The sequence below is a fragment of the Microcoleus vaginatus PCC 9802 genome (assembly GCA_022701275.1).
GTDB lineage: Bacteria > Cyanobacteriota > Cyanobacteriia > Cyanobacteriales > Microcoleaceae > Microcoleus > Microcoleus vaginatus_A.
In genome coordinates, this window is sequence record CP031740.1 from 5,632,365 (window position 1) to 5,658,601 (window position 26,237).

The 26,237-nt window shown below is 45.6% G+C and carries 23 protein-coding genes, 1 tRNA gene and 1 pseudogene; 14 read left to right on the forward strand and 11 right to left on the reverse strand.

The window, feature by feature from the left end:
* Positions 1-95: 95 nt before the first annotated feature.
* Positions 96-2,405, reverse strand: a complete 2,310-nt coding sequence (locus D0A34_23260) for a glutamate--tRNA ligase (GenBank protein ID UNU21377.1) — start codon at positions 2,403-2,405, stop codon at positions 96-98.
* Between the two features lie 385 nt (positions 2,406-2,790).
* Here D0A34_23260 and D0A34_23265 point away from each other — a divergent pair, with 385 nt between their 5' ends.
* The 4 genes from D0A34_23265 to D0A34_23280 all read left to right on the forward strand — a co-directional run bounded on the left by D0A34_23265 (position 2,791) and on the right by D0A34_23280 (position 5,151).
* Positions 2,791-3,288 (forward strand): DUF393 domain-containing protein, encoded by a 498-nt coding sequence (locus tag D0A34_23265; protein UNU21378.1) that lies wholly within the window; start codon positions 2,791-2,793, stop codon positions 3,286-3,288.
* 97 nt (positions 3,289-3,385) lie between these two features.
* On the forward strand, positions 3,386-3,595 hold the full coding sequence (locus D0A34_23270; protein ID UNU21379.1) for a hypothetical protein: 210 nt from the start codon (positions 3,386-3,388) through the stop codon (positions 3,593-3,595).
* Between the two features lie 177 nt (positions 3,596-3,772).
* The gene (locus D0A34_23275) at positions 3,773-4,255 is read left to right on the forward strand and encodes a DNA cytosine methyltransferase (GenBank protein ID UNU21380.1); all 483 of its coding nucleotides are present in this window, start codon (positions 3,773-3,775) and stop codon (positions 4,253-4,255) included.
* 128 nt (positions 4,256-4,383) lie between these two features.
* Positions 4,384-5,151: an HNH endonuclease gene (locus D0A34_23280; protein UNU22430.1), complete on the forward strand. Its 768-nt coding sequence runs from the start codon at positions 4,384-4,386 to the stop codon at positions 5,149-5,151.
* Positions 5,152-5,302: 151 nt separating this feature from the next.
* Here the strand turns inward: D0A34_23280 and D0A34_23285 are convergent.
* From D0A34_23285 to D0A34_23300, 4 genes and pseudogenes are all read right to left on the reverse strand, one after another.
* Positions 5,303-5,749 (reverse strand): annotated as a pseudogene (locus D0A34_23285) (radical SAM protein).
* A gap of 121 nt (positions 5,750-5,870) precedes the next feature.
* A tRNA-Asp gene (locus D0A34_23290) sits at positions 5,871-5,944 on the reverse strand.
* 56 nt (positions 5,945-6,000) lie between these two features.
* A complete protein-coding gene (locus tag D0A34_23295) occupies positions 6,001-7,128 on the reverse strand; it encodes an esterase-like activity of phytase family protein (protein UNU21381.1) in 1,128 nt (375 codons plus the stop codon).
* Positions 7,129-7,240: 112 nt separating this feature from the next.
* The gene (locus D0A34_23300; protein ID UNU21382.1) at positions 7,241-9,037 is read right to left on the reverse strand and encodes a TM0106 family RecB-like putative nuclease; all 1,797 of its coding nucleotides are present in this window, start codon (positions 9,035-9,037) and stop codon (positions 7,241-7,243) included.
* Positions 9,038-9,197: 160 nt separating this feature from the next.
* On the opposite strand from D0A34_23300, the gene D0A34_23305 reads away from it, so the two are divergent.
* From D0A34_23305 to D0A34_23315, 3 genes are all read left to right on the forward strand, one after another.
* Positions 9,198-10,562 (forward strand): aminotransferase class V-fold PLP-dependent enzyme, encoded by a 1,365-nt coding sequence (locus tag D0A34_23305; protein UNU21383.1) that lies wholly within the window; start codon positions 9,198-9,200, stop codon positions 10,560-10,562.
* A 165-nt stretch (positions 10,563-10,727) separates the two neighbouring features.
* Positions 10,728-11,087 (forward strand): hypothetical protein, encoded by a 360-nt coding sequence (locus D0A34_23310; GenBank protein ID UNU22431.1) that lies wholly within the window; start codon positions 10,728-10,730, stop codon positions 11,085-11,087.
* A 1-nt stretch (position 11,088) separates the two neighbouring features.
* Positions 11,089-11,328 (forward strand): hypothetical protein, encoded by a 240-nt coding sequence (locus D0A34_23315; protein ID UNU22432.1) that lies wholly within the window; start codon positions 11,089-11,091, stop codon positions 11,326-11,328.
* Positions 11,329-11,362: 34 nt separating this feature from the next.
* Here the strand turns inward: D0A34_23315 and D0A34_23320 are convergent, their stop codons facing one another.
* The 4 genes from D0A34_23320 to D0A34_23335 form a co-directional block, all read right to left on the reverse strand.
* Complete coding sequence (locus D0A34_23320; protein ID UNU21384.1) at positions 11,363-11,731, reverse strand: DUF433 domain-containing protein; 369 nt, start codon at positions 11,729-11,731, stop codon at positions 11,363-11,365.
* Between the two features lie 12 nt (positions 11,732-11,743).
* Complete coding sequence (locus D0A34_23325) at positions 11,744-12,301, reverse strand: hypothetical protein (protein ID UNU21385.1); 558 nt, start codon at positions 12,299-12,301, stop codon at positions 11,744-11,746.
* A 9-nt stretch (positions 12,302-12,310) separates the two neighbouring features.
* Positions 12,311-13,693, reverse strand: a complete 1,383-nt coding sequence (locus D0A34_23330; GenBank protein UNU21386.1) for a ParA family protein — start codon at positions 13,691-13,693, stop codon at positions 12,311-12,313.
* Between the two features lie 117 nt (positions 13,694-13,810).
* Entirely contained in the window at positions 13,811-15,100 is a 1,290-nt protein-coding gene (locus tag D0A34_23335; protein ID UNU21387.1) for a ferrochelatase, read from the reverse strand.
* 579 nt (positions 15,101-15,679) lie between these two features.
* Here D0A34_23335 and D0A34_23340 point away from each other — a divergent pair.
* The 5 genes from D0A34_23340 (at position 15,680) to D0A34_23360 (ending at position 19,427) form a co-directional block, all read left to right on the forward strand.
* Positions 15,680-16,264 (forward strand): hypothetical protein, encoded by a 585-nt coding sequence (locus tag D0A34_23340; GenBank protein UNU21388.1) that lies wholly within the window; start codon positions 15,680-15,682, stop codon positions 16,262-16,264.
* The gene (locus D0A34_23345) at positions 16,257-16,982 is read left to right on the forward strand and encodes a DUF3120 domain-containing protein (GenBank protein ID UNU21389.1); all 726 of its coding nucleotides are present in this window, start codon (positions 16,257-16,259) and stop codon (positions 16,980-16,982) included. Before D0A34_23340 ends, D0A34_23345 begins: the two co-directional genes overlap by 8 nt.
* Before the next feature lie 43 nt (positions 16,983-17,025).
* A complete protein-coding gene (locus tag D0A34_23350; GenBank protein UNU21390.1) occupies positions 17,026-17,238 on the forward strand; it encodes a hypothetical protein in 213 nt (70 codons plus the stop codon).
* Between the two features lie 44 nt (positions 17,239-17,282).
* Entirely contained in the window at positions 17,283-18,131 is an 849-nt protein-coding gene (locus D0A34_23355) for an alpha/beta hydrolase (protein ID UNU21391.1), read from the forward strand.
* A 108-nt stretch (positions 18,132-18,239) separates the two neighbouring features.
* Positions 18,240-19,427, forward strand: coding sequence for a molecular chaperone DnaJ (locus tag D0A34_23360; protein UNU21392.1), 1,188 nt, complete (start codon positions 18,240-18,242; stop codon positions 19,425-19,427).
* Between the two features lie 438 nt (positions 19,428-19,865).
* Here the strand turns inward: D0A34_23360 and D0A34_23365 are convergent, their stop codons facing one another.
* Both D0A34_23365 and ggt read right to left on the reverse strand, forming a co-directional pair.
* On the reverse strand, positions 19,866-20,747 hold the full coding sequence (locus D0A34_23365; GenBank protein UNU21393.1) for a PEP-CTERM sorting domain-containing protein: 882 nt from the start codon (positions 20,745-20,747) through the stop codon (positions 19,866-19,868).
* Between the two features lie 477 nt (positions 20,748-21,224).
* Entirely contained in the window at positions 21,225-22,952 is a 1,728-nt protein-coding gene (ggt, locus tag D0A34_23370; GenBank protein ID UNU21394.1) for a gamma-glutamyltransferase, read from the reverse strand.
* Positions 22,953-23,942: 990 nt separating this feature from the next.
* On the opposite strand from ggt, the gene D0A34_23375 reads away from it, so the two are divergent.
* A complete protein-coding gene (locus D0A34_23375; protein ID UNU21395.1) occupies positions 23,943-24,983 on the forward strand; it encodes a glycosyltransferase family 2 protein in 1,041 nt (346 codons plus the stop codon).
* Between the two features lie 478 nt (positions 24,984-25,461).
* Positions 25,462-26,229: a DUF1350 domain-containing protein gene (locus D0A34_23380; GenBank protein UNU21396.1), complete on the forward strand. Its 768-nt coding sequence runs from the start codon at positions 25,462-25,464 to the stop codon at positions 26,227-26,229.
* Positions 26,230-26,237 lie beyond the last annotated feature (8 nt).

A 26,237-nucleotide genomic window follows, 5' to 3' on the forward strand; every position in this document is an offset into this window, starting at 1 on the left:
TAGTTATTATTCATTAGTCATTTAAAAACCCGACACTGACAACTTATTTAAAATTGTCAGTGTCGGGTACAAATTCAACAAATTACAGCAAAAGTTTAGGATTTTTTGCCGAAAACTTGTTCTTTCAAGGCTTGAATTTCTTGACCTAATTGTTGCCGGTTGGACGATCGCAGCAAATAGCGGTAGACAAACCACCCGGTGTATCCGATACCAATTAGCTCGAATGTGGGTGCTAGCAGGGGGATGTCGTTGAGTTCATCTATTATCCCCAAAAGCACTTTCAAAGAGATAATCGACGCTACAATTACACCGATAACAGTCAGGGGACTTTTGTACTGCTCGTAAAAGCTGCCGATGTAAGCCGGAAACTCGGACAAAATTGAGAGAATTTGTTCTTTGATCTGCTGGGTCTGACTTGGCGGTTCGTCGGTAATTATGACTTGTGTTGTACCCATCGAACTTTCTGCTTCATTTCCGGCAGGAATTTCGGTGATGATAACGGTTGTTTCTGGTTCGTTTGATGAAGTCATTTCTCCACTCGCAATAGTTTTTTGCTGGTTGGCGGCAGGTATTTCAACTGCTGCTGCGGCTGTTTCAGGAGTCGATATATCGACTGCTGAAACCTCGGTTCCGACTGTTTCCACAGGCGATATTTCGACTGCTGCGGCCTCCGTTGGGAATATTTCGGCAGTCGGTATTTCGACTGCTGAAACCGATGCGGAGATTGCTTCGGTCGTCGGTATTTCGACTGCTGAAACCGAAGCTGCGACTGTTTCTGGAGTCGGTATTTCGACTGTTTCTGGAACCGGTATTTCGACTGCTGTCACCTCGGGCGCTGCTGTTTCAACAGTCGGTGTTTCGACTGCTGGCTGTTCTGTAGCAGGAGTTTCGGCAACTGTTTCTGCGTTTGGTTGTTCTGGGGTAGGAGTTTCGGCTGCGACACCAACAGCCGGCAAATTCAAGTTGCTAATGGCATCAAGCAAGCGGGTTTTAGCCGTCCCCCGCTGATGAAGGATTACCCACGATTCTATCAGGTCGGGGCCGTGCATTGCACCTGTCAGAGCGGCTCTGAGCGATCGCATAATTAGCCCTTTGTTAAGAGTTTTCTCTTTACTGAGCTTTTTAGTGATTTTCTGAGCTTCCGCTGATGTCAGGGACGAATGACTTTCCATCGCTTCTACAACTGCTTGTAAAGCCTGTGCAGCCCCTTTTTGCTGCAACTGTGCGAGTGCTTCTTCTTCGTATTCCACCGTGGTGGAGAAGAATACCTTACACATATCCACAGCATCGGTTAAGCGAACGAGACTCGGGCCGATTAAAGCAGCTATTTGTTCGAGCCAGGGGCGGTCTGCCTCCAAGTCAAACTCATAACCGCCTTTCTGCCACCAATAAGGTATCAGCAAATCTGTCAATTGCGGCACTGGCATTTTGTGCAGGTATTGACTGTTTAGCCAATTGAGTTTATCCCAATCAAATTTTGCACCAGCTTTGTTGACTCGATAGAATGTAAATAATTCTGCTGCTTCCGACAGTGTAAATATTTCCTGCGTTGAATCCGGCGGAGTCCAGCCCAGCAAAGTCATGTAATTAACTAGAGCTTCGGGGACGTAACCCATATCTTTGAAGTCAGAAATCGAGGTTACGCCGTCGCGTTTAGAAAGCTTTTGCCCTTGCGTGTTTAAAATCAGTGGCGTGTGGGCAAATTCTGGGATTGTCGCGCCCAAAGCTTCGTAGAGCAATATTTGTTTCGGAGTATTGCCGATGTGATCTTCGCCGCGGATGACGTGGGTGATGCCCATGTCGATGTCATCGACAACTACGGCGAGGTTGTAGAGTGGTTGGCCGATGACGCCGCCGCTGGATGCCCTGGCAATTACCATGTCGCCGCCGAGGTCGCTACCTTTCCAGGTTACGGTGTCGCGCACCATGTCGTTCCAAGAAATTGTGCGATCGTCGTCAATGATAAACCGAATCACAGCTTGTCGCCCTTCGCCTTCAAAAGCTGCGCGCTGTTTGCTTGTCAAGTTGCGGTGCCGGTTGTCGTAGCGGGGGGCTTGTTTGTTGGCTTTTTGTGCTTCCCGCATTTCGTCGAGTTCTTCCGACGTGGTGTAGCAGCGGTAGGCGAGTCCATTGTCTAGAAGGGTTTGGACTGCTTGGCGGTATATTTCCAGACGTTGGGACTGAAAACTCGGGCCTTCGTCCCAGTTCATCCCCAGCCATGTGAGTCCTTCGAGGATGTTATCGGTGTATTCGCTTTTAGAACGTTCTACGTCTGTGTCTTCTACCCGCAGGATGAATTGGCCGCCTTGGTTGCGGGCAAACAGCCAGTTGAATACGGCGGTTCTGGCGGTACCGATGTGTAGGTTTCCGGTGGGACTGGGGGCTAGACGGACTCTGACATTCATGTAGATTTTTGCTTTTAGATTGGGCGATTTACGGGTTGGGGGAATAGCTGATGTTTAAGACTTCAAATTTTATTATATTTTGTTGTCGACTTAAAATTTGTGCTTGGCAGGTGCTTTGCCTCGAATTGCTTGATAATACGCGATCCTCTTCGAGGGCTGTCCTTCGGATCGCGGAGTTAACGAGCTATCGGGCGAAAGTCTCCGGCAAGGCACTAGAAGGCATCTTGATGATATTAGCATTGCGGGCGGCCAAGACTGGATTCACCTTTGGGACTATTTTTCACACCACAAATAACTGCTTTAGGAGTACCCAAGGCGCACCTGATAACTATGGATGCTTGTAAAATGTTTGTGTGCGATCGACGACATTAAAATATATTTCCCTATGTCTGCTGCTAAAACTGAGTTTTCCGAATCTGTTGCGCCCTCACCCGAGTCTGTTGCGCCTGCTTGGCAGATTGAGTTGCTGTACGACGGTGAATGTCCTCTGTGCGTGCGGGAGGTTAATTTATTGAAAAAACGCGACGCGGGGCGAGGTTTAGTGTCGTTTGTGGATATTGCGGATGATGGCTACAACCCGAAGACTCACGGCGGAATTGACTACGAAACGGCGATGGGCCGGATTCACGCGGTGTTACCCGACGGTACGACGGTTAAAAATGTAGAGGTTTTTCGCCGCACCTACGAGATTTTAGGTATGGGCTGGGTTTATGCTGTGACTAAGTTACCAGCGATCGGGGCGATCGCCAATTGGCTGTACGGAATTTGGGCTGACTGGCGGCTGAAGCTGACGGGAAGGCCGGATTTAGCAACAATTATGAGCTCACGAACTCAGCGGATCGAGTGCGAAAGTCAAGGCCGCTGCCGACCCAACTCGAAATGAGTCATATTTAATAAGTGCGATCGACCTATTAGAAGATGTCACCAGAAACAGACTGCAACTAACATTCAAGATGGACTACTATTAAAGGTCAAAAAAAATGCAAGATGCAGGCTATACAGTCTTCATGGGCTTCGGTGGTCTCTGGATACTTATGGGAATTGCTGCTGTGATTTTCCTGTTCAAATCCGACGGTCAAAAACTTAGGTTTGGCAAATGGGGACTGCTAGTTGCTATTCCGATTCTCGTGCCTATAGTCCTGGTTCTGACATATCAGATCGCCAGACCCTTTATTTCCTCGCACCTTTGAGCGCTGCTGGGAGTCGCTCGTAACTGTAAGCAGGAGTTTTTTGGCCCGCCTTTTCGGGTAAACTTTACCGCGTAGTAGTTAGTTTACCTAAAACACTTTCTCCATCGAATTCCTAAGCCAAGTAAGCCGACAACTAAAGCTCCGACTGTACTCGATCTCTTCTGCGGTGCAGGTGGGATGAGTTTAGGTTTTCAAAATGCCGGCTGTGAGATTCTAGGGGGTATTGATAAAAATCCCCATGCCATCAGAACTCATCATAGAAACTTCCCTAACTGCCAGCTCAAGCTTGATGCCCAACCGATAGAATCTCTGATTAACTTGAGTCAACTAGATATTCAGCCGGGAGAAGTTAATATTTTAATTGGTGGGCCGCCTTGTCACGTATTTTCATTAGTTGGTAAAGCCAAAATGAGGTCTTTAGGCAAACAGATAGAAAGCGATATTAGAAATTTTTTATACGAACAGTTCATCCGCTTTGTAGAATATTACAAAGCGCTATTTTTTGTAATTGAAAATGTTAATCATCCCCGCAACCACTGGATATTCCATACTTTGATAGGAGATTTGGAAAAAAGATTGCATAACACAACAAATTGCAATTATCCACGCTATAATATTAGCAAACTTTCCCAGAGCGCTTTGTATTTGACGCACCTATGACTAGGAGGTGGGAGTTAGTTGGGAATTCTGTGCCGCCTCTTTTAGCACAGGCGATCGCCGTCAAGTAGCTGAAGTAGTAATAAATGACTTTAGGAAAGCGTTGGACACGAGATGAACTCATTATCGCAATGAATTTATACTGCAAGCTACCATTTGGACAGCTAGATCGTCGCACGCCAATTATTATTGAAGTAGCTCAAAAGCTGGGAAGAACACCAAGCAGCCTATCAATGAAGCTTTGTAATTTAGCTTCATTCGATCCTGTACTGCAAGCCCGTGACATTAAAGGCCTTCGCGGTGCAAGTAACGCGGATCGCGGCATTTGGCAAGAGTTTTATACAAATTGGGAAGAACTAGGAGTTAAAAGCGAAGAACTATTACAAGAACTATTTGATAATGTAATACCTGAAGAGTATCAGCTACCCCGACAACCAAAATCTCAAAATGTCAGGGAAATCAAAATACCTAAAAGTCAGCCAACTGGCGATACCGAAGTAGAAGCTAGTGTAAAAGCACGAATCGGACAAAGTTTTTTTCGCCAAACTATTCTAGCTAACTACAATAGCCGTTGCTGTATTACTGGTAATCCAATTCCACAACTTTTGATCGCGAGCCATATACTACCTTGGGGCGATTACCCAGAACATCGACTCGATCCTCATAATGGTTTGTGCCTTGCTCGTACTCAGGATGCAGCTTTTGATGGGGGAATGATTACATTTGATGAAGATTATCGACTGGTTCTTAGTTCATATCTTGAAAGTTTCTTGCCGGAAGATGTATTAGAGCATGACTTTGTTGCCTATCACGGGAAGCAAATGCGTTTACCTGAAAAATTTCAACCTAATCCTAACTTTCTCCGCCGTCATAGAGAAGAAATTTTCCTTGACAATTAAATTAACAGGTAGACTTGCACATTTTTTGCATACCCTTGACAAACAAGATTATTATTTTTTTCTGCGACTGCTTGCCCGCGATCGAATGCGCCTTGTACCTCGCTCTCAACTTGGTCTTCTGGGGGACTGCGGGTTGGCAGTTCAATTTGTGATCGCCTGTCAGCCCAGGCACCAGAACAAACCGAATCCAAGTCGGTTTATTAATTTTACTCAAATATGTTGCGAGAATTAGTGTTGGTTCGATATCGAGGCTGATGACATTCCGATACGTTGCAGGAGCCAAAGATTTAATATCGAGTAGAAAGAGCTAGGTAAATTCTAAAACGGGTTTAGCTGCCTGCAAGTCGCAGTATCCAGAGCTATCTAATCCCGTGTGAATTCCTAATGTTAGACAACGCTTAAAAATTTAGGTGACGAAGTGAGCTTGAAACAATGCCTCACCTCCACTAATGGTAACTCGACCTCCCGAATAATTCATGTAAGACCTGTATTTCTGAATTTCTTCGATTAGTTCATCAACACTGACCTTTTTAAGGTTTTCTAGATATCGGCAATGTGGATTAGAACAGTAAAGGCCACGTAGCAGACAGCCTGCTGTTTACCTTCTGAGGTTGATCTAGGCTTTGTAAAACAAACGCTTGTACTGTGCTAACTCAGTACAAGCGGTTATTTTTCAGCATATCGCCTTTTTCAGCAATCTGAACATTTTCTATTTTGAACGGGACAGACGGGGCTCGAACCCGCAACTTCCGCCGTGACAGGGCGGTGCTCTAACCAATTGAACTACTGTCCCTCGTTTTGCCGTTTTTTCAGGCACAATTTCTATTATGCCTATAACTTCACCTTTTGTCAAGAGGTTTTTTGAACTTTTATTTGGAAGCCCAAAATTTGAGTCTCTTGCAGGGGACTGAAGTTGTTGTCGCTCACCAAAATCAGACCTCTGCTAGCATCCGCCAGGGCGGGGCCAAATGTCAACCCCTCAATGTTGTCTAGGGGAATTTTCAGCGTTTCCAAATCCAGCAGCAGGCGTTTTTGAGCGGGAGAAACCTCGCTGAGACGGCTTTGGAGGCTTTCGAGTGCTTCAATACGATCGCCCTTTTCCAGAGAAATCTCAAAAATTCTGATAGTTATGCCGGTTTCCAGGGAGAAAGCACGCTCTAAACTCAGCAAGCGGTTATCGTCGATCGCCAACAAATCCACTAAACCGTTGCTAGTTAATTTTCCCACAGGATTCGCACCAGCCGGTAGCGGTTCGGTGATGTAGAGAAACGATGCTTGTGGATTGCCGCTGACGGCATCGTAGCGCAAAATCCGGCACGGGCTCCCGGTTTCCAGGGAAGCTACGGCGCCATCTTGAACCAAGGCGTTTTCGGTAGCGGTGAATAGGTATTTGCGATCGGGCGTTAAAGTTAAACTTTCAAAAGCGAGATTGTTGCGGATGCCTTTAGTGCCTTTGTCATCCGGCAAAAATAGTTCAGGAATTGGCAGCGTTTTCAGCAGTTTACCATCGAGGGAGAACTCTTTGATAAAAGGATTTATTTGGCGCTCGACATCTCCCTCAGAAGAAACAAACACGCTATTGCCAGTAAAAGCTATCCCTTCCGGATCTAAACTTAATTCAGGAAAACCTTTGCCGTTTTCATCTAATAAAGTAGTGACACCAGTAAAAGTAATTTGCTCTTTTTGCAGTTTACCAGATTGCAAGTTGATTTTGAGAGTATAGAAGCGCGCCGGAGCCTTGCTGCTGCGGTCATCAGAAATGGCATAATAAACTTGTTTTTCGGCATCATAAGTAATGCTCGATAGTCCGCCAATTTCCGTCCCCTGAAACGGAGAACCTGTAGGAAATATTGCTCTGCCGATAAAATCTATTTTCGTAACGGCGAAAGATTTGGCTGACTGGTTTACCCAAATAGCAACAGTTGCTGCCATCAAAAAACAGACAATAAATATAGTTGCTTTTCCTAGCTTTCGCATTTTACCAATAAATACATTATTACCTATCTTCCTCTTCCCTTTCTTCCTTCGCGCCCTACCCTTCGGGAACGGCTTCGCCGAACGCGTCTTCGCGGTTCATTACATCTAAAAATCACGGCTCATGATTCAGCAAAAAATTGGTCAACCAATCTTTAACTATGTATGTAGCGCGACAGTCGTCCTCATTGTAGCGGACGATCGCCTCTAAGAGCGATCGATCGCCGGTTTTAAGCCAATCCTCGTACCAGCAGACGCACTGAGCACCATTAGCCTTAGCATCTCGCCAGTCAAAACCCAGCCAGCGGGCAATTGGTTTGAGTGCGTAACTTTCCACCGGCATAATCGCCTTTTGCGTCACTTGTTTGTGAATATCTACAAACCGTTTCAGCACGGGTTTCCACAAATAAGCTGGAGTATTGTAAAGTTTAGCCAGTCGCTTAAAAGTCTTGACTTCGTAGTCGCAAAAATGGAAAATCGGAGCAATGGGATAAGCCCACATTAATTCTAAGAATTGCTCCCAGATTGCACCTTCCTCTGCTGCTGATTCTGCTAAAAAACCGTGGAATTTTTCCGTATTGTTGGATCGGTCAACAACTAAGACTCCGTGGAGGTAATCCAAGTTTAACTCGGGTTCGGCTTCAATATCAAAGTAGAGTTCGATTGGGGCGATAGGCAAAAAGACTGATTGGGAATAGGGAATTGGTTTCTTGCGGAGAATTGGCGCCGGTATAGAAGATGTGGCAGGTTTATTTTCTCTAATTTTTACTTCCTCAACTGCGATGTCATTCAAGATATGGTCTACAATATCTGGTACTATTTCAGATGAGTTAACTTCTTCTGAATTATCACTTCTACGTTCTTCTCGATCGTTACTCCCTGTATCCGTGTCGTGCCTTCCTTCTTCCCTTCTTCCTTCTTCCTTCTTCCTTCTTCCTTCTTCCCGCAACAGCGGTTGATTTAGCAAGTGCGATTGAGCTTGCTGCACTACATCAAAAGCAACTCTGTCGGGGAATTCTGGATACTCAGCTAGCAGTTCGGGACTAGCATTAGCGAGAGCTTCTACATCAGTAATTTCGAGAGTTTTTAGCCTAGCATAGCGGCTGGCAGTAACTCCCGGCAATAACGAAAGATGTTTAATAGATTCGGCTTCGGCGTGACAGATAGTATACCAACCGCAAAGATTGCACTTTTGCCGGGAAATAAACACCTCTGGTTTATCCCGATTTTCTATCATCTGAATGCAGTTGTCTAAAATCTCGAACATCTCAGGAGTTCGCTGGTCTAGATTCACCGACCACAGCCCTTTTTTTCGCAGCATCAGCCACGCAGTCTCGGGGATTGTTTCCTGCAGGGAAGCTAAAACTTGGGCGTGAAAAGCTGCGATAATTTGATACTCTAGTTTTGGTCGCTTGCTAAGCCAAATATCCGCAGTAATATAACTCCAATCGCCAAATTTTGATTTTCCCGGCTGTTTGATTAATAAATGGGGGCGGCCGATCAGGGTAATGTTTGAAGAGGGAAGATTGGAGGATGAAAGATGAACGGGAGTTTCGGGGATTTCGCCAAATTCTGGGAAATATTGACCGTCAATTCCTACCAGAGAAGTTGTTGCGCCGTTGGCTTGGCCGAATTCGCCCTGGATGAGAACTCCTCGGTAAATGCGATCGACCCCTTGCTGCATTAAACTCAATGTAGCGGCCGCGCCAGCTTCCCAATCCCCTCTAGGATAATATGGTTGTTGGTAAGTCTCGTGTTCCAAAGCTTGCTGCTGGTATGCGGCGCTGTCGCGCATCAGTTTCAGCAGAAAGTCGCTGGGGGGGTCTTGTTGTTTCCAGTCTCCGCAGGTATCTAAAAATGCTCGGAGATGGCATCGTTGATAGGAAAGTAGCAGTTTGTCAGTTATTAACATTTAGTATTCGCAAGGCATAGAATAATTAGAAGGAAAGCACCACACGGATTTTGACACGGATACACGGATTGATTATTTAGCTTGAGGCACAAGTCAAAGGATAGAAAGTTCACACCATCAGTTATTCAATATTAACGCTATCAATAATTCGCCAGAAAAAATGACAAAGGACAATCACCGGCAACAATTCCCAGCTTTGGCCAATAAAGCTTATTTTAACTACGGCGGACAAGGGCCGCTGCCTGAGCCTGCTTTAGAGGCGATTTATGAGGCTTACAAACGGGTACAGCTTGGAGGGCCGTTTTCGGCGGAGGTGGGGGCTTGGGTGGTTCAGGAGGCGATGCTGACGCGACGTGCGATCGCATCTGAGTTGACCGTACCTCCTGAAACCATTGCCCTGACTGAAGATGTCACCGTCGGCTGCAATATTGCGCTGTGGGGCATTGACTGGAAAGCTGGCGACCATTTGCTGCTTTCTGATTGCGAACATCCGGGCATTGTAGCTAGTGTAATGGAACTTCAGCGCCGTTTCAACATTGAGGTTTCGGTTTGTCCGTTGGCGGCTACTTTGAATGAGGGCGATCCGGTGGCGGTGATTGCTGATAGTTTGCAGCCAAATACTCGCTTGTTGGTTATCAGTCACATTTTGTGGAATACTGGCCAAGTTTTGCCTCTGGCTGAGATTGTGAAAGTGTGTCATGAACGCCCCCTAGCCCCCCCTTGCCAAGGGGGGGGACAAGAGGATTTTTCGCTGATTCAATCCGCCGAGGAGGAAACAGATATAAAACCCCCCCTAACCCCCCCTTGCCAAGGGGGGGGACAAGAGGATTTTTCTCTGGTTCAAGGGGAGGGAAAAGAGGATTTGTCCCTGATTCAAGGGGGGGAACAAGAGGAATTGCCTGCCAAGGATTACAAAGTTAGAGTGTTAGTTGATGCGGCTCAATCTGTGGGGGTTTTGCCTTTAAATTTGATTGAATCGGGGGTTGATTTTTATGCTTTTACTGGTCACAAATGGTGGTGCGGCCCGGAAGGTTTGGGGGGGCTTTATGTGAGTGCTGAAGCTTTGGCAGATTTGCATCCGGTGTTTATCGGTTGGCGGGGAATTGTGACGGATGCTAATGCTAAAGTCCTTGGGTGGAAGTCGGGATCGCAGCGCTATGAAATTGCGACTTCGGCTTATCCTTTGTATGCGGGTTTGCGGAGTGCGATCGCCCTGCAACATGAATGGGGTACGATCGAGGAAAGGTATGCAGAAATTTGCCGTTTGAGTAAGTATCTCTGGGAGCGTTTATCGGAACTTCCCGATGTCGAATGTTTGCGAAAATCTGCGCCGGAAGCGGGTTTGGTTTCGTTTCGATTAACTAATGGGATGCCGCACAAAAAGCTAGTTGATGTCTTGGAGAAACAGGGGATTATGGTGCGGACAATTCTTAATCCTGATTGTGTGCGGGCTTGTGTTCACTATTTTACAACTGAGGCGGAGATGGATAAGTTGGTTGGGGCGATCGCAATTCAATTCGTATAGCCGGGGCAGGTTTATCTATAGTCCTGGACGCAGGGGTAGTCAGAAACCGGGTTTTTGCGAGAATACTTGGTTACAGCCTTTGAACCGGGCAAAAAACCCGGTTCCTTTTTTTGGCATCAATATAATAAGATGGATTCGGTGTTATTGGCTACAGGCTTGCCATGTATGAGTGGAATTGACCGTGAAGTTACTCTAGAAACCCGAAGCAGTCTCATTGACAAACATCTCCCCGGAACCCAAAAAGCAGAAAGCGAACTTGAAAGCGAAGGAATTGTCCATCTCTTTAATGATAGAGAAACAATGGAAAGAGTCGCCGCAGAAATCAAGACAAGAGGCGAACGCACAGGAGCGGACGATCCAGAGGATAATTATGAACGCTATGGATTGTACTTTTCAGAACAAATTGGTTATATACTGAAAGCAGACGGTACTCGGATACCACTAAACTACGGTGAAATAAAGATTAAGAAAACCACAGGTAAATATCATGTCATACCTCGCACAAGACCCCGTACAAGCTACTAAAATCAGTCAAGAATCAGAGCAAGAGAGTGAGTGGGAGTTTGCGGAAATCTGGGCTGATACTCTGATATCTCCTCCTTATATCCTGATGTTAGTTAAGGAAAAATCAGGTAAGTTTTGCATCCATAACCCGGCACAAAATTATAAAATTATTTTTTCTAGTGACAATTACGAAGCTGCTAAAATGTGGCTCCTAGAGGATGAATATGAGCGTTTGAATAGTCGCATTTTACAAGAAGTATAAAGTAATGTCGCGAAGAGGGATTTGATTATTTATGTCACCAAACTTCGTTCCCCATAGCAACTCCACTGTCAATCTCATTATGAAGATTCTCAGGCGCGATCGCCTCAACCAACTCCTCAAGGGAATACCGCCGACGAGTTACGGATTCGATAATTTTCTCAGCGTCAATAGAGGCATCTATTTCCTGAGAGTGGGCGGCATAAAAAGCGAGAACATCGTTCACTTGAGCTTCACTTAAGTCATACTCAGCCGCAATTTGGTTTGGCGAAAAACCCCATTTCTGGGCTGCGATGACTATTGTTTGCACCCGCAAGCGAGTGCCGCGCAAAACTGGAACGAGTTGGCCACTAGCGCCGCGCACATAGGTAATTTCAGGAAAAGTGCGATCGTCATTCTGTTTCATGGAAAATTGGTATTAATTAACGGTTAAAAAATCGGATACCAGGGGAATTTTTGCTTTGCCGATTCCACATTTTAAAGTAGTCAAAAAGTTTAGGCTTGTAGGCTTCTTTGTCTTCCTGTATTCCATGATAGCCTTGGCAGCGTTTAAGGCATCAACCTTGCCAAAACTAGGCTGTTGAGCTTTGATGCGCTCTAGTGCTTCCTGTATTTCTTGCTCGGAAGCGACAAGGATGTTAGTTGCTACTGTAGGCGGAGTAATAACCAGCCCAGCTTCTATTTGTATCTGTTCCAGCATTGGCTCATCAACAATGATACACCAGACGAAATCCTTTTTAGCTAAACGGGCTGCATCTAATATCTGAGTATTGAAAACTGATTGGTAGTTGTCTTCATCTAAGGGCTTAACTACAATAGGCAAAATGTTTTTTTCCGTTTTACTCAACTGCTCTGCTATGGCTTCGATTTGTTTGGCAGCTACATTTGACTTACCCTGAATAAACTTACATGGTAATTGCAAAACTTGTCCTAGTGGAATGTCAGCCGAGAATTCTTCTTCTTGAAAAGGTGCCATAATTGCCTGCTAATTATCGATAAAGTTGTGCTGGAGAAATACTTCTTGGGCGAGGTTTTTGTAGAGTTTGGTGATGGGGGATTTGTGCCAGCAAATTACTGGTCGTTGTTGAAATTCTGCAACCTTAGTCTGAGCGTAACTTTTTAACTCAGTTTTGTAGGGCTTTCCAGTGAAGTTTAGTTGTGTGATTGTATCGTTGATGTGATTCTGGAGGATGCTGCCCTTTTCAGCAGGACAATTGCTGAACACTAAACCAAGGTTCCAGGGAGCAACAGGCAATTCCCCCTTCTGAACCCTAGCATTTCTCCATCTAGGAATGGCCTTGTCAACTCCTGCTGCATGATGCAGTGATTTTTTGTCAAAATCCACAGGGATTAAAACAGTGTCGCAAGAAGCTAGCATCGCCAATGTCAAGATATCTGCTGTAGGGGAAGCGTCAATGAATATGTAGTCGTAGTCATCACTCAGCAGGTTAATAATTGTCTTGACGAATGACCTTTTGAGCGAGTCTGGAAAGTTGGTGCTATCTCGAAAAGCTTTTAACTCCTCCGTCTCTCCCGGCAAAACTGACAAGGAAAAAGGCTTGCTGTCAGTGGTCGGGAAATTGCGGAGTTGGACTGCATTGCTCAAAATCTTCTTGGTAGTTTTGTCGTTTTTAACTTGAATTTGATCGCTGCAATCCTTCAAGTAGTTCTTAACTTGAATCTTGGCTTTCAGCCCTCTGGTTAAATCAGTTTGCGGGTCTAAGTCAATCAGCAAAACCTTCTTGCCTTCTGTCGCGAGTGCTGCGCCTAGATTGATGGTGTTAGTTGTCTTTGCTACGCCTCCTTTCTGATTCCAAATGGCTGTTACCAAAGCCCGCTGAGGAGTCAAGCAATACTCTAATTGACGCAAAAGCTTATGAAAATTTGCTGCTGTCACTTTTAGCACGGGAGTTAAAGGGAAAACCAGCCCTTCAACTCGCCGCCAAACTTGAAAGAAGTCACCATTAAATACCCATCCGTAAGCAGCTAGATAGTCAAGCGGTACTTTTGTATTGTCGAGGTACTGCTTAATTCCATTGTTACCTGTACTATTATAGCCTACCGCATCTTTATACAACTTTTGCTGCTGGCAAAAATCGGAGAACCCTTGCTCTGGAGCGTCATAAAATAAGCTACTACGCTTTTTAATCTCAACAACTATTCTAGGTGGCTTGTCTAATTCGTCATATATTAAGTAATCGGGTTTTAAGCCTGTTCCAGAACCTAAACTTCCAGTCGTTATCTGCTCGAACTTAAGACCTATAACCTCCCATATCAGGGGAATTAAGTGTGCTTTCAGATCGGCTTCTGAGTAGTTACTTGGTAGAGATTTCCAGCGCTCTATTAACTTACTGATACTGGTTCCCATTTTTACCCCAACAAGATTGTGGCTATCATTGTTAAGTTTTACAGTACCATAAATAAGCAAAAAAATCGCCCTTTCTCTAAAACAAGCAAAGGGCGATCGACTTTTTAACTCAACTAATTAATGACTGTGCCCGTGCCCGTGAGAATGGCCATGCCCGCCATGAGAATGACCGTGTTCACCATGAGAATGCCCGTGCCCGCCATGAGAATGCCCGTGATCACCATGAGAATGCCCGTGATTACCATGAGAATCCCCGTGTCCGCCATGAGAATGCCCGTGCCCTTCATGAGAATGCGCGTGCTCGCGGTGCGCTGAAGCCAAACTCGGATTAACAGCAACCGCAGTTTCACTCAACAACGCTTCAATCTGCGGATTTGCCCACTCAGCGGCCATTTTCAGAAACTCTGGATGGTCATTCACGCAAGGCAATTTGCGGTAAGTAACTCCTTGACGCTGTTTCTGCAAAGACTCAATAATGTGGTCTACATCTAACAATGTTTCGTGATTTTCTGTCGCAAATCCGATCGGCATAAAGACGATCGCAGTTGCACCCAAATCAATCAAATTCTTCGCAGCCAACGTCGCATCCGGCTGTGTCCATTCAATCAGCGGTGTGTCGTGATTCAGCCAACCCACCGAAATCAAAGGATAGCGATACATCAAACGTTCCCGCACGCGATCGTACAAAGCTTGACTTTCCACAATTCCCGAAGTAAAGCCCTTCGCCTTGTGCGGACAACCGTGATTCATCAGCACAATCCCAATCTGAGAAGGCAAATGCGCTACAGCTAAATCGTTCTTAATTTCCTCTTCAACCAAATCCGCCATTAGCTGGATGTAAGCAGGTTCATCGTAAAAAGAAGGAATGTAGCGTTGTCCTTTTACCCAATGTTCCTTACCATCAAAGGTTTGTGCTAAAGCTTTATTCACCTGTTCGACTGCAATGCCGCTGGTGAAAACAGAATCAACTACCAACAGGGGATAAATCAGAATTTTGTCAAATCCTTCTGCTTGAATTTGAGGGATTACTTGTTCCGGCAAAAACGGGGCGCAAAAGTTAAAAGCTTTGAACACTTTTACTTTATCGCCCCATTTCTCCTGTAAATTCTTTTCAATCCCAGCGCGCTGCTGTTCAAAAATTGCATTGTGCGGCGAAACGAATTGACCGTGTTGGTGACTCCACTCGTGCAAGTCAAAGATTGCCAAAATCTTCGCCAGCGGCGGATAAATCCAAAGCGGTACTGGCGCAAACTTTGCCGTAAGCAAATTTAAAGCTTGTTCGTTGTAGTTGGCAAAATCGTCGTAGCTTTCGACTTCGCCGTAACCCATCAGTAATACAGCAACCCGATCATTACTTGCGGGTGCTGCAGATGTTTTGGACTCGATTTTTTCTGGAGAAGCAACCACTTTGTATTCCTCAATTTTATTTATTCTAAGAGATCCAGGCAGGATGAAGGGTGAATCGGAGATTTTTCATTCTTTGCGATCGCACGACTGGCCCGCGCGGGGCTGATTCCCGGTTTCTGCGCCCATACTTCCCGGTCAAACCTCTTATTTATCCTAGAAACCGGATTGATGAGCATCAGTCCTAAGTCGGTTTTTTGACCCTGACCCGAAATTCGTAGGGCAGCTAAGCTGGCAGGCCTCTAATTTTCACAATCCTGTTTCTTTAAGCTTTTGTGGGGTCGGCTTCGACGCCGCCAGAAAAGTTAAATCTAAATACAGAACAGCTTAAAACTAGAATCAGGCTTTGCTAAGCTTGACAGGGAATGGGGCCGGGGGGGATAAGTTTTATGTTTTCTTAAGACTCCCTGACCTTGCCTCAGATTAAAGCTGTTTGGAGCGTTCCCAGCATTTAACTTGGGGGGATACTCTTCAAACTTGACTCTATTATCAGTTTAACACCCTATCCCCAGGGGTAGTATATGATATAGTAGGCATATGATAAAGTTATGTTGCGAACTATATTAACTTTCTTGACGAACTATGAGACTGGTAATTTGCCCCGGAGTGCACGAACCAAAGCTAACCGACTGTTTCCTGGCGGGACTTTCGGGGCTTTGGGGGCTGGCAGCCGATCGCCAAAACCAGCAAATAGTCGAGCCTGTCAAGATTTTTCCCGCTCATAAATATCCGCCTTTTTCTGCTCTTGACATATTGCACTTTTTGTACAGCGAAGAGTTAGCAGGAGAAAGTCTAGTATTTGTCAGCTTTTCGGCAGGAGTAGCCGGGGCGATCGGGGCGGCTTGGATGTGGCAGCAACTCGGCGGCAAAGTCGGGGCTTTTTTTGCCTTAGACGGTTGGGGAGTACCTCTGGTGGGCAATTTTCCCATCCACCGAATCAGCCACGATAGCTTTACGCACTGGAGTTCGGCAATTCTCGGTGGCGGTGGAGAAAGCTTTTATGCAGATCCGGCGATCGAACATTTGGATTTATGGCGAACTCCCGAAACGGCAAAAGGCTGGCACGTCAGCCAAAGCGCCGCCGGCATTGAGACTGTCGCACCCACAACCGCAGCAAAATTTTTAGTCCACCTATTGAAACAATACGGAGTCCAATCAGTTGTTTAATCTTAATTTAGTATCCTCAGCGATCGCACCTATTGCCACCATCGCCCGCCTCGACAATTCTGTCACTTCAGGCACAACAAACACCATCAAACAGTGGTTAATATTTAGCGCCTCAGCATTTTTAGTCTCAATTCCAGTATTCGTGCAAGCACCGTTAGTGCGTTTATATCCAACCATCAGTTTGCTATCAACTATCCCCTGGTTCGTACTTAGTTTAATCCTAATTTTTCGCCCTAAAACCCAACTTTGGGGAGATTTATTATTAGGATTTGCCGGATGTTGGCTGGCAGGTTCTATCTATTGGGGCTGGTTTAGATGGGAACCAATTTTACATCTACCTATAGAATCAATTGGCTTGCCTTTTGCTATTTGGTGCTTGGGCAAATCTTGGGGAAAAGTTGGCGGATATTTTTACTTGGGTTCGCTATTCGGTACTGCCATTACTGATTTATATTTTTATTTAACAGGGTTGATGCCCTACTGGCGGCAAGTGATGCACGCAGAACCGGAATTAGCTATGCCGATTTTTCAAAGTGCGATCGGTCAAATCGAAACTCCTTGGGGCATAGGTTGTGCTTTAGTGTTGATCGCTGTGTTGCTAACAGTCGGTTTGCTGAGTTTGCGCGATCGAGAACTGCACTGGCGCGCTTTCAGCGGAGCTGTGTTAAGCACGCTTTTGGTAGATGGTTTATTTTGGCTGGCTGCTTCTGCGGCTTAAGATTTATGATTCGTTCCTATGTTGGTAATTTTTTACCGCAGATGTGGGCGGATTGACGCAGATTAACGCAGATTTTTTTGATAGATGCAATATTAAATTGCTTTGTGATTTCTGGTGGTTTCTATGGGTAGGATTTTTTACCGCAGATGTGGGAGGATTGACGCAGGTTAACGCTGAGTTTTTTGATGGGTGTAGTCTTAAGATTCCTGACTTTTTAAAGAAGTCGGGAATTTGGGTATTTAGTGAACAATTATGAGTTAAAATCTAAAATCTAAAATCTAAGAATCCCAAATCAATATCATGTCTTTCATTTCAATTCGCGGTGTAGAACATTATTACGAGTGGATAACGGCAGATAACACGGTTCAACCTAGCGGGAAACCAGTGATGGTATTTCTGCACGGCTGGGCGGGATCAGCGCGCTACTGGGAAAGCACGGCACGGGCTATGGCTGATGATTTTGATTGTTTGCTTTACGATATGAGAGGTTTTGGTCGATCGCCTTTGCCAAAAGAGCCTCCTGAGTCCAGCTACGAACTCGAAACCTATGCCCGCGACTTAGCGGAATTATTAGAATCTCTGAATTTAAGCCGCGTCTTTCTCAATGCTCACTCCACAGGTGCATCAATTGCTACTTTATTTCTGAACCTTTACCCCGAAAAAGTAGAAAAAGCAATTCTCACTTGCAGCGGGATTTTTGAATACGACGAAAAATCTTTTACAACTTTTCACAAATTCGGTGGCTATGTGGTAAAATTTAGACCCTCTTGGCTGGCATCCATCCCGTTTGCCGATCGGCTATTTATGGCCCGGTTTTTGCGCCGTTCCCTGCCCAGAGAGGTCAGTCTGGCGTTTCTCAAGGATTTTTTAATGGCAGACGAGCAAGCTGCTATAGGTACAATGGTGACGGCCGTCAGCAAAAGAGCAGCCGAGGAAATGCCCCAAGAATTTGCGCGGCTGAGTGTTCCCACACTGCTTGTTGCCGGAGAATTCGACCAAATTATCCCCGCCGTCATGGGAGAGCAAGCAGCCTCCCTCAGCAAAAAAGTAGAATTTGTTATAATTCCGAATACGGCTCACTTTCCGATGCTGGAGGATGCCGCAACATATTTGCAGCGAATTCGAGAATTTTTGCCAGCAGCGGCTTAGCTGAGTTATTGTTCATCTAATGTACGATCGGACAAGCAAGCTTTGAGAACGGCTTTTGCTCCGATCTTAATTTTTAATTCCTAATTTCTTAAAGCGAAAGGTGGTACAATGAACGACCTCGACCAATACTATAAAGTGCTGGGACTGTTGCCGGGAGCTTCCAGAGAAGAAATTAGCCAAGCCTACAAGGATTTAGCGTTCATTTGGCACCCCGATCGCATCCCCAAAGACAATCCCAGACTACTACAGAAAGCTGAAGAAAAGATTAAGGAAATTAATCAAGCTCGCGAACAATTGCGATCGATTCAACCAAGAGGTCAGAATCAGAACGTTCAGCACAAACATACTCAGCACAAACACACCCAGCAACAAAACGCTCAGTACAGAAACACTCAGCAACAAAATACCCAGCAACAAAACGCTCAGTACAGAAACACTCAGCAACAAAATACCCAGCAACAAAACGCTCAGTACAGAAACACTCAGCAACAAAATACCCAGCAACAAAACGCTCAGTACAGAAACGCTCAGCAACAAAATACCCAGCAACAAAATACCCAGTACAGAAATACCCAGCAACAAAATACCCAACAACAAAATACCCAGCAACAAAATACCCAGCAACCCAATACTCAGCAACCCAATACTCATTACCAAAACACTCAGCAACCCAATACTCAGTACCAAAACACTCAGTACCAAAACACTCAGTACAGAAATAGTCAGTATCCAAACACCCAGCACCAAAACACCCAGCCACCATCGGCCACCCCAAAAGAACCCCGCTACTCTTCTGAACCCTCTTCAGGAAAATATGCTGGAAATTATGCGGGAAACTATGGGGGAAACCCTGCAGGGCCCTATTCAGAGGCGTCCCGCTACCAATCACAGCCACCGCCATCTCAGTCTTACCGCCAAGCTGGGCCGCAAGCTCCCGATTTGAGCGGTTCTAACTTCAAAGGAGCTTCCTTAAAAGAAAAGGATTTTTCAGGAAGAAACTTGAGCAATGCAAACCTGAGTGAAGCCGACTTAAGTGATGCTTTTCTACACAATGTCAATCTCACAGGCGCGAATTTGCACCAAGCAAACTTGTTCAGGGCCAATTTGTTAGGAGCTTGTTTGATCAATGCCAACTTGAGAGAAAGCAACTTAATCGGAGCCGATTTGAGCGGTGCTGACTTGAGCGGTGCTGACTTAACAGGAGCGAAAATCGGTTACGGCGATCGAGTTATGGTCAAGCTCACCCGGACTACATTAACAGGTACAATCTTACCCGACGGTACCGTTCATAGCTAAAAGATTTAGTTTTTAGTCAGTTGTTGTAGAGGCGGGTTTTACCCAAAATATTTGCTGCAACTCCAAATACAAAAAAATCCGCCCTTCGCGAATTTTGGATCAAAACTTATATTCTGTCCGCTAGAACAACCGCAATAAAATTGGTTCGTAGTGAGGGCGTTCGTCGTCAGAATTGTATGAGGACTTGCATTCCTCGCTGCGTACCCATAATGGTTAAATTACTTGACATGATATTACGCGATCGCGATCGCACAAACCGAGTTTTTTACCCCCTTCAAAAACTGCAACGAGGTCTTTTCGTTCATCAAACCCCGTTTCTGTCTCCAACACGGCTAATCGAGATTCATATTACAGCAACCGCCAAAATGGTTCCTGTTCTGTTTCTTCCTTCTTCCTTCTTCCTTCTTCCTTCTTCCTTCTTCCTTCTTCCTTCCGTTATTAATTACTTCCGCCACGGCGATTGCGTAACTTTCGTCCAGCAGCCAGCATAGCGCCTCCCGCCATCAAACCCCCCACAGTCATCGGTTCGGGAACCGGCTCAGGTTGAACCGTCCCCACAGAACCGCCTTTAATAAATACAGCAGAATCTAAATTGCCATCACCCACATCTTTAATGCGAATGCTGAGAACATTCGTCTGATTTTGCTTGAGCAAACCCTCAAAACCTAAAACTTTAGTAAAACCGTCCAGCTTAATGATGTTAGCAGCAATACCTGTAAAACTTGGGTTGTCAATATAGTCTGGGTGATCTGTAGAGCGATTATTTGAATTGGGAACAAGATTATTAATCGTAACTGTTTTTCCGTCGCTCAATTTGGCCAAATTAGTGCCATTCAGCAGCAGTTCAAAATCATCATTAAACTTAGGATAATCGCCGAACTCAGGAAACTCCTCCGAAGCAAATACATATTCAAAGAACAACTTTTCCACCGTGCTATTAGCAAAAAAGCTGAGGTTTAGCTGAGTCAAATCCCCCTTTTCACCCTTAGCGCCAAAGTCCGTGTTTAAATCGCTGTCCTTTGTCGTGAAGTTATCTTTCCGATTCTGACCAGGTATATCGGCAACTTTACCAGTGCTGAGAACAACGCCTGATGTCAAACCGAAGGGGTCATTAGTGAAAGTACCAAAAGCAGCGGAGTTACCCGTAATTGAAACAGAGAAATTACTCAACCCGGCTGTATTAGCCCCCAATAAATTATTTTTTAAAGTCTCAGTTTTATTAGTTGCCCCTACCGAAAATGCCATTGCTGGCGCTGCCAACCAACTCAGAGCAGTAGTTAATGTAGCTGTTAAAGCAGCAAATTTGTGAGTAATTATCATAAATTTTTCCTGGAAGATACAGACCTGATTTTATGCCCAACTTCATTTTTACATTAAATAAGTATCAATGTCTAGTGCCTTTACAATAACTTTACACATAAGTGAATTTACGCTTTTTGTGATTATTTGTTTTGGTAATTGTTGGCAGTTAGTCAGCCAATAAACATCAGCGCAAAAATACGGATGCAAAAATAAACGTACACAGACTAATAATTTCAGGACTTACGCACTGGAGACAAAAGAAACCAGGTTTTAATACCGTTTGCGAGATCCAAAATGACTAATGACTAATGACTAATGACTCATGACCTCGCCCAAAAAACGGATACCAGCCCCCCAATCCTGTCGTAGAGATATCAAAATTTTTGACCCTAGTTCAACCTCGCAGATTCATCTCTGGAGTAAATCTAAAATCGTTGAGTCGCCGAAGTCTCACCCCCGTCTGAAATCTAAAATCTCTAATCGACTGACTGTTGACTAAAACCCCCTTGCTTCTCCTTCGCCGCGCCGATCGGCAGCCCCCTCCAACCAACCATCCGTAGTCAGCACGATCGCATTGGCATTGCCCCAGCCGTCACCTTCGACAATCTGGTGTCCCCGCCGCCGCAACTCCGAAAGCGTCGCAGCCTCAACACCTCCCCGTTCCACCATCAGGCGATCCGGTTTCCACTGGTGGTGTATCCGAGGTGCAGACACAGCCTCGCCGACATTCATGTCGTAAACCAACACATTCAGCACTATTTGCAACACCGTAGTAATAATCGTGCTGCCTCCGGGAGCCCCCGCTGCGAGGCGAAATTTGCCATTTTCTGTGACGATGACCGGCGTCATGCTGGATAAAGGAGTTTTCCCCGGGGCGATCGAATTTGCCTCCCCGCCCACCAAACCAAACAAATTCGGCACTCCCGGCGCCGCTGCAAAATCATCCATCTCGTTGTTGAGCAAAATTCCTGTACCCGCGGCCACCACTCCAGCCCCAAAACCGCCATTCACCGTAAACGTTAAGCTTACTACATTGCGCTCTTTGTCAACTACCGTCAGGTGGGTAGTTTCGGGAGACTCCCACACAAAGCGGTTCAAAGTTTCAGCGTCAATAGCCTTTACCTCGCTAGAGGGTGTGGCTTTTGACATTTGGATTTGCGATCGTCTCCATTTGCCATAATTGCTGCTAGTCAGAGCTTTGACCGGTACCCTCACAAAATCCGGGTCGCCCAAATACTGTGCCCGGTCAGCATAAGCAATCCTCATGCTCTCCGCCAGTAAATGTAGCGTATCTGGACTTTGCCTCCCCAACCTCTTGAGATCCGTATCTCCCAGAATATTTAAGATTTGCAACAAATGAACGCCGCCGGAAGAAGGAGGCGACATGGCGCAAATTTCGTAAGTGCGAAAGTTCCCGCAAACCGGATTCCGCCAAATCGGCGTATAGTTTTTCAAATCTTCCAGAGTGATAATGCCGCCGTTTTTAGCCATGTCGGCGGCGATCGCCCGCGCAATGTCCCCGGTATAAAAACTCTGCGGATTTTGTGCAATCTGCCGCAAAGTCCGCGCCAAATCCCGCTGCACCAAAAGCTCACCCGGCTGGTATAAAATGCCACCACGAGTAAAAACCTCCCGCGCCGCCCCGTTTTTTTTGATCACATCCTGTCGTCGCCCGGTAGCCGTGGTAAACCGCGAACTTACCGGAAAGCCTTTTTCAGCCAGGGCGATCGCCGGCGCCACCACCGCAGCCCAAGGCAACTTACCATACTCGCGGTGCACCGTGTAAAGTCCAGCAACAGTTCCCGGAATACCCGCCGCCAAATGCCCGTCCAGACTTGCCCTTTGGCGCACCTTGCCTTGCTTGTCGAGGTACATATCCCGCGCCGCCCGTTTCGGAGCTCGTTCCCGGAAATCCAGCGCTTGCACAGTCCCCGTTTCCGCCCGCCGCAGGAGCAAAAAACCCCCGCCACCGATACCCGCCGAAAAAGGCTCCACCACCGAAATCGCCAAAGCCGTAGCAGCCGCCGCATCCACTGCATTGCCTCCCTGTTGCAGCAGGGCCAGCCCCGCAGCGCTCCCCAGATGGTGAGCCGAAACTGCCATGCCCTGTTTGCTGCGCTGCTGTTGCAAGTTTGGCTGTAGCTGCTGCTGGCAGCCGCCCAACACCAAGACTGTTAGGCAACAAGTATAAATTTCCACTTTGCTCAAGAAATTTGGCAACATTTTTTACGGGTGATTCCAGGATTTTTTACAGTATAGTTTTACGATCGTCTTCCCTAAGACCTAGCGGCACAAAGTTCAATCGCAGATAAATTACCTGTTATGACAGACGGGAAAACAATTTGACCCTGGGAGGCTCTCGCGGTACAAGAGGAAGAGAGAAAGGAGGGACAGCTTAGGGTAACTTAATAATTAAACAAGTTAGAAAAAGCATCTTTTTTGAGAAAATACTGATTTCACAAAATCTGATGAACGCAGAAAAACGGCGTTTGTGATTTACTGTAGGAAAAATTAAAGAGGCAAATCATATAAACAGTATTCATAAAGCTTCGGACTTTTCAATTTATTTTTTTTCATATCCTGATTAAGCAGCAGCAAAACAATCAGTATTTTAGGTGATTGCTATGGTCATGCAACACATAGCAGACTTAGCATAGCAGTTTTTGGGCAGTGGTTCGACTGGTAAGTGAATCAATAAAAAAGGATTTACCCAATCTTGCCCTCAAGTGGGATTAAATAATTATAATTAGGTTTGTAGTGAGGAATCAAAGTCCTTACTCGCCCCCCCCTGGCACATGACAAACAATTTTATGCTCAGCGATTAACCGGAATCAATGTGAGTCAGAAACCCGGTTTTTTAGTAGTTCTAGAGTTCTCAAACCAATAATTTTGGGTGAGGCTGGCTTTTTCTGGGTAAGCCGTATTAAAGCAAAAATATCCGCTCAAATTTATGACAACTCCAGTCCCCGGAAAAAACCCTCAATCCCTCGCACCCGTCGCCTTTGTGTCAGACAAATTGCCCGCCAAATAATAGTCTGCACTCCGGCTGCTAAGGGCTGTCCCATCCTTATGGTAGATAACACTGACATCGGTAAATCTGTTATATTGGCAGTATGTAGGCAAGTTTCCTGACTACAGGTACTTGCACGTAAAGGAGTTAGAGTGTCTGCTGAGAGACTATACTTCGGCGAACAACTACCAAACCACACCTTAATGCAAGTTATGAACAGCCAAAAAGTCAGCGTAATCATTCCTGCATTCAATGCTGCCGACACTCTGGCCGAGACAGTTGCCTCCGTACTCAATGGTACCCACAAGAATCTAGAAATTTTAATTGTTGATGACTGCTCTACTGATGCTACTGACAAAGTGGCTGCTAAGCTGGTAGAGCAAGATTCGAGAATTCAATACTTCAGGAATTCCCAAAATTACGGGGTTTCTAAGTCGAGAAATTTAATGATATATCGCGCCACGGGCGAGTATGTAGCGTTTATCGACAGCGACGATACCTGGGAACCCAATAAGTTAGAAGTTTGTTTGAAGATGCTCGCAGACAATCCCGAAGTCAAAGCTGTGGCTCACGCTTTGCGATATTTAGACAAGCACGGTAAGAAGTTGAGTTATATTCCCACCTATCCTACCACTAAAGCAGAAATGCAGGCGATTAAGGAGACAGGGGAAAGTCCTTGGGTTTTCCCGTCTTCTGTTGTAGTTGATCGCTCCATTCTTCTCAAAGAAGGCGGGTTTGCAGAAGATTGGCAGGTAGGAGAAGATACAGAGTTATTTACCAAACTTGCTCAAAAGTATGGCTTGCTAGCGGCGACAGAACCTTTGGGGAATTATCGAATTAGAGGGAAATCTCTCACAGATAAGCACTGGCTGAAAAAGCGCATAGCTTCTGAGTGTGTCAAGGAAAACCAACTGCGCCGGCTGCGGGGAGAAAAAGAGTTATCACTCCACGAGTACGAACAGTTATGTTTTAAGAATTTGCCGCTTTTGCAAAGGCTTAACAAATTTCGAGAAGTTTTGGCCCTGCACTACATGAGAAAGCTGGGACAAAGTTGGCTAAATCGGGAGGTTTTGCCTACTATTGTTTACGGCATCACTACCACAGTGCTCAATCCTAAAGCTACTGTGGACAAGTGGAAATGGATGAAGAATCACGAAAAGTTGAGTCATCACACCGCAGAAGGTATTGCTCATTCGCCAGAATTAAACCCCCAGCGATCGTCTGAAATCGGGGGGCTGTCCTAAAGGATGCTATAGTTGTATGCGGGTTTAGTCAAGAAATTAGGTGCTGCCAATACAGCCGAATCGAAGCCGATCGCCAAGGGCTGGTTAATACGCCATATTCGGGTTTTTAGCCGTATTTGACTGTTAATATTCTGTCTGAGCAATTACCGGCAATACTAATTACAAGCGCTTGCAGCCGTGCGATGGGAGACAATATAAAAATTTTATGAAAGTCGCCAGCCGATGTCAGCCTTGATTTATTGAACCGCCAGCTTCAACCCTATACAGCGTGCAAATAGCAGCGTGCGCCCGCCGTGCTATTTGTGGCCAAAACAGTTACACTAAATATCATACATAAGTAAAGAGCAAAGTTTATTGAATGAAAAAATGGGTAGCCCACCCTTTTTTCCCACATAAAATAAAAACAAAACTTTAGCAAAAATTCTGCTTTCTCCCTTCAGAGGAAGAGCGCCTTTTTATTTGGAATTAGATTGAATTTATGGACTGGCAAGAAATTTCTGGCAATTGGGTATTAATTCCCTCAAGACCGATCGGGATCGTACATTTTCTCGGCGGTGCATTTGTGGCGACAGCACCGCAACTCACCTATCGCTGGCTGTTAGAGGCTTTGGGGAATCAAGGATATCTTGTAGTCGCAACGCCGTTTGTCAATACTTTGGATCATATTGCGATCGCCCGCGATGTGCTCAACAAATTTGAAAATGCCCTCGATCGCCTGCGGGGCAGTAAATTGCTCAAATCTTCCTATCTCCCCATTTACGGTATGGGACACAGCATGGGATGCAAACTGCACTTGCTGATCGGTTCTGTATTTGACATAGAAAGGGCAGGCAATATTCTGATTTCTTTCAACAATTATGCGGCATCCGAAGCAATCCCCATTGTCGAGCAAATTTCCCCCGTCTTTAACGTCGAGTTTACCCCTTCCCCGCAAGAGACTAATCGCCTCGTCCAAGATAGCTATCAAATTCGGCGCAATCTTTTAGTCAAATTTAACGGCGACAACATCGACCAAACCCTGCTGTTGACAAAACTGCTAAAAGCACGATTTCCCGAGATGATTACAGTTCAGACTCTGACTGGCAACCATCAAACGCCCTTGGGGCAAGATGTTAGCTGGCCTGTGGGTCAAATTTTTACACCCTTCGACGCGATCGGGCAATGGGTCAAACAAGAAGTGTATCGAGAATTAAATGAATTAAAACGGACAATTCTGCTGTGGCTTAATCCTCTGTCCCGCGTTTAAAACCCGAT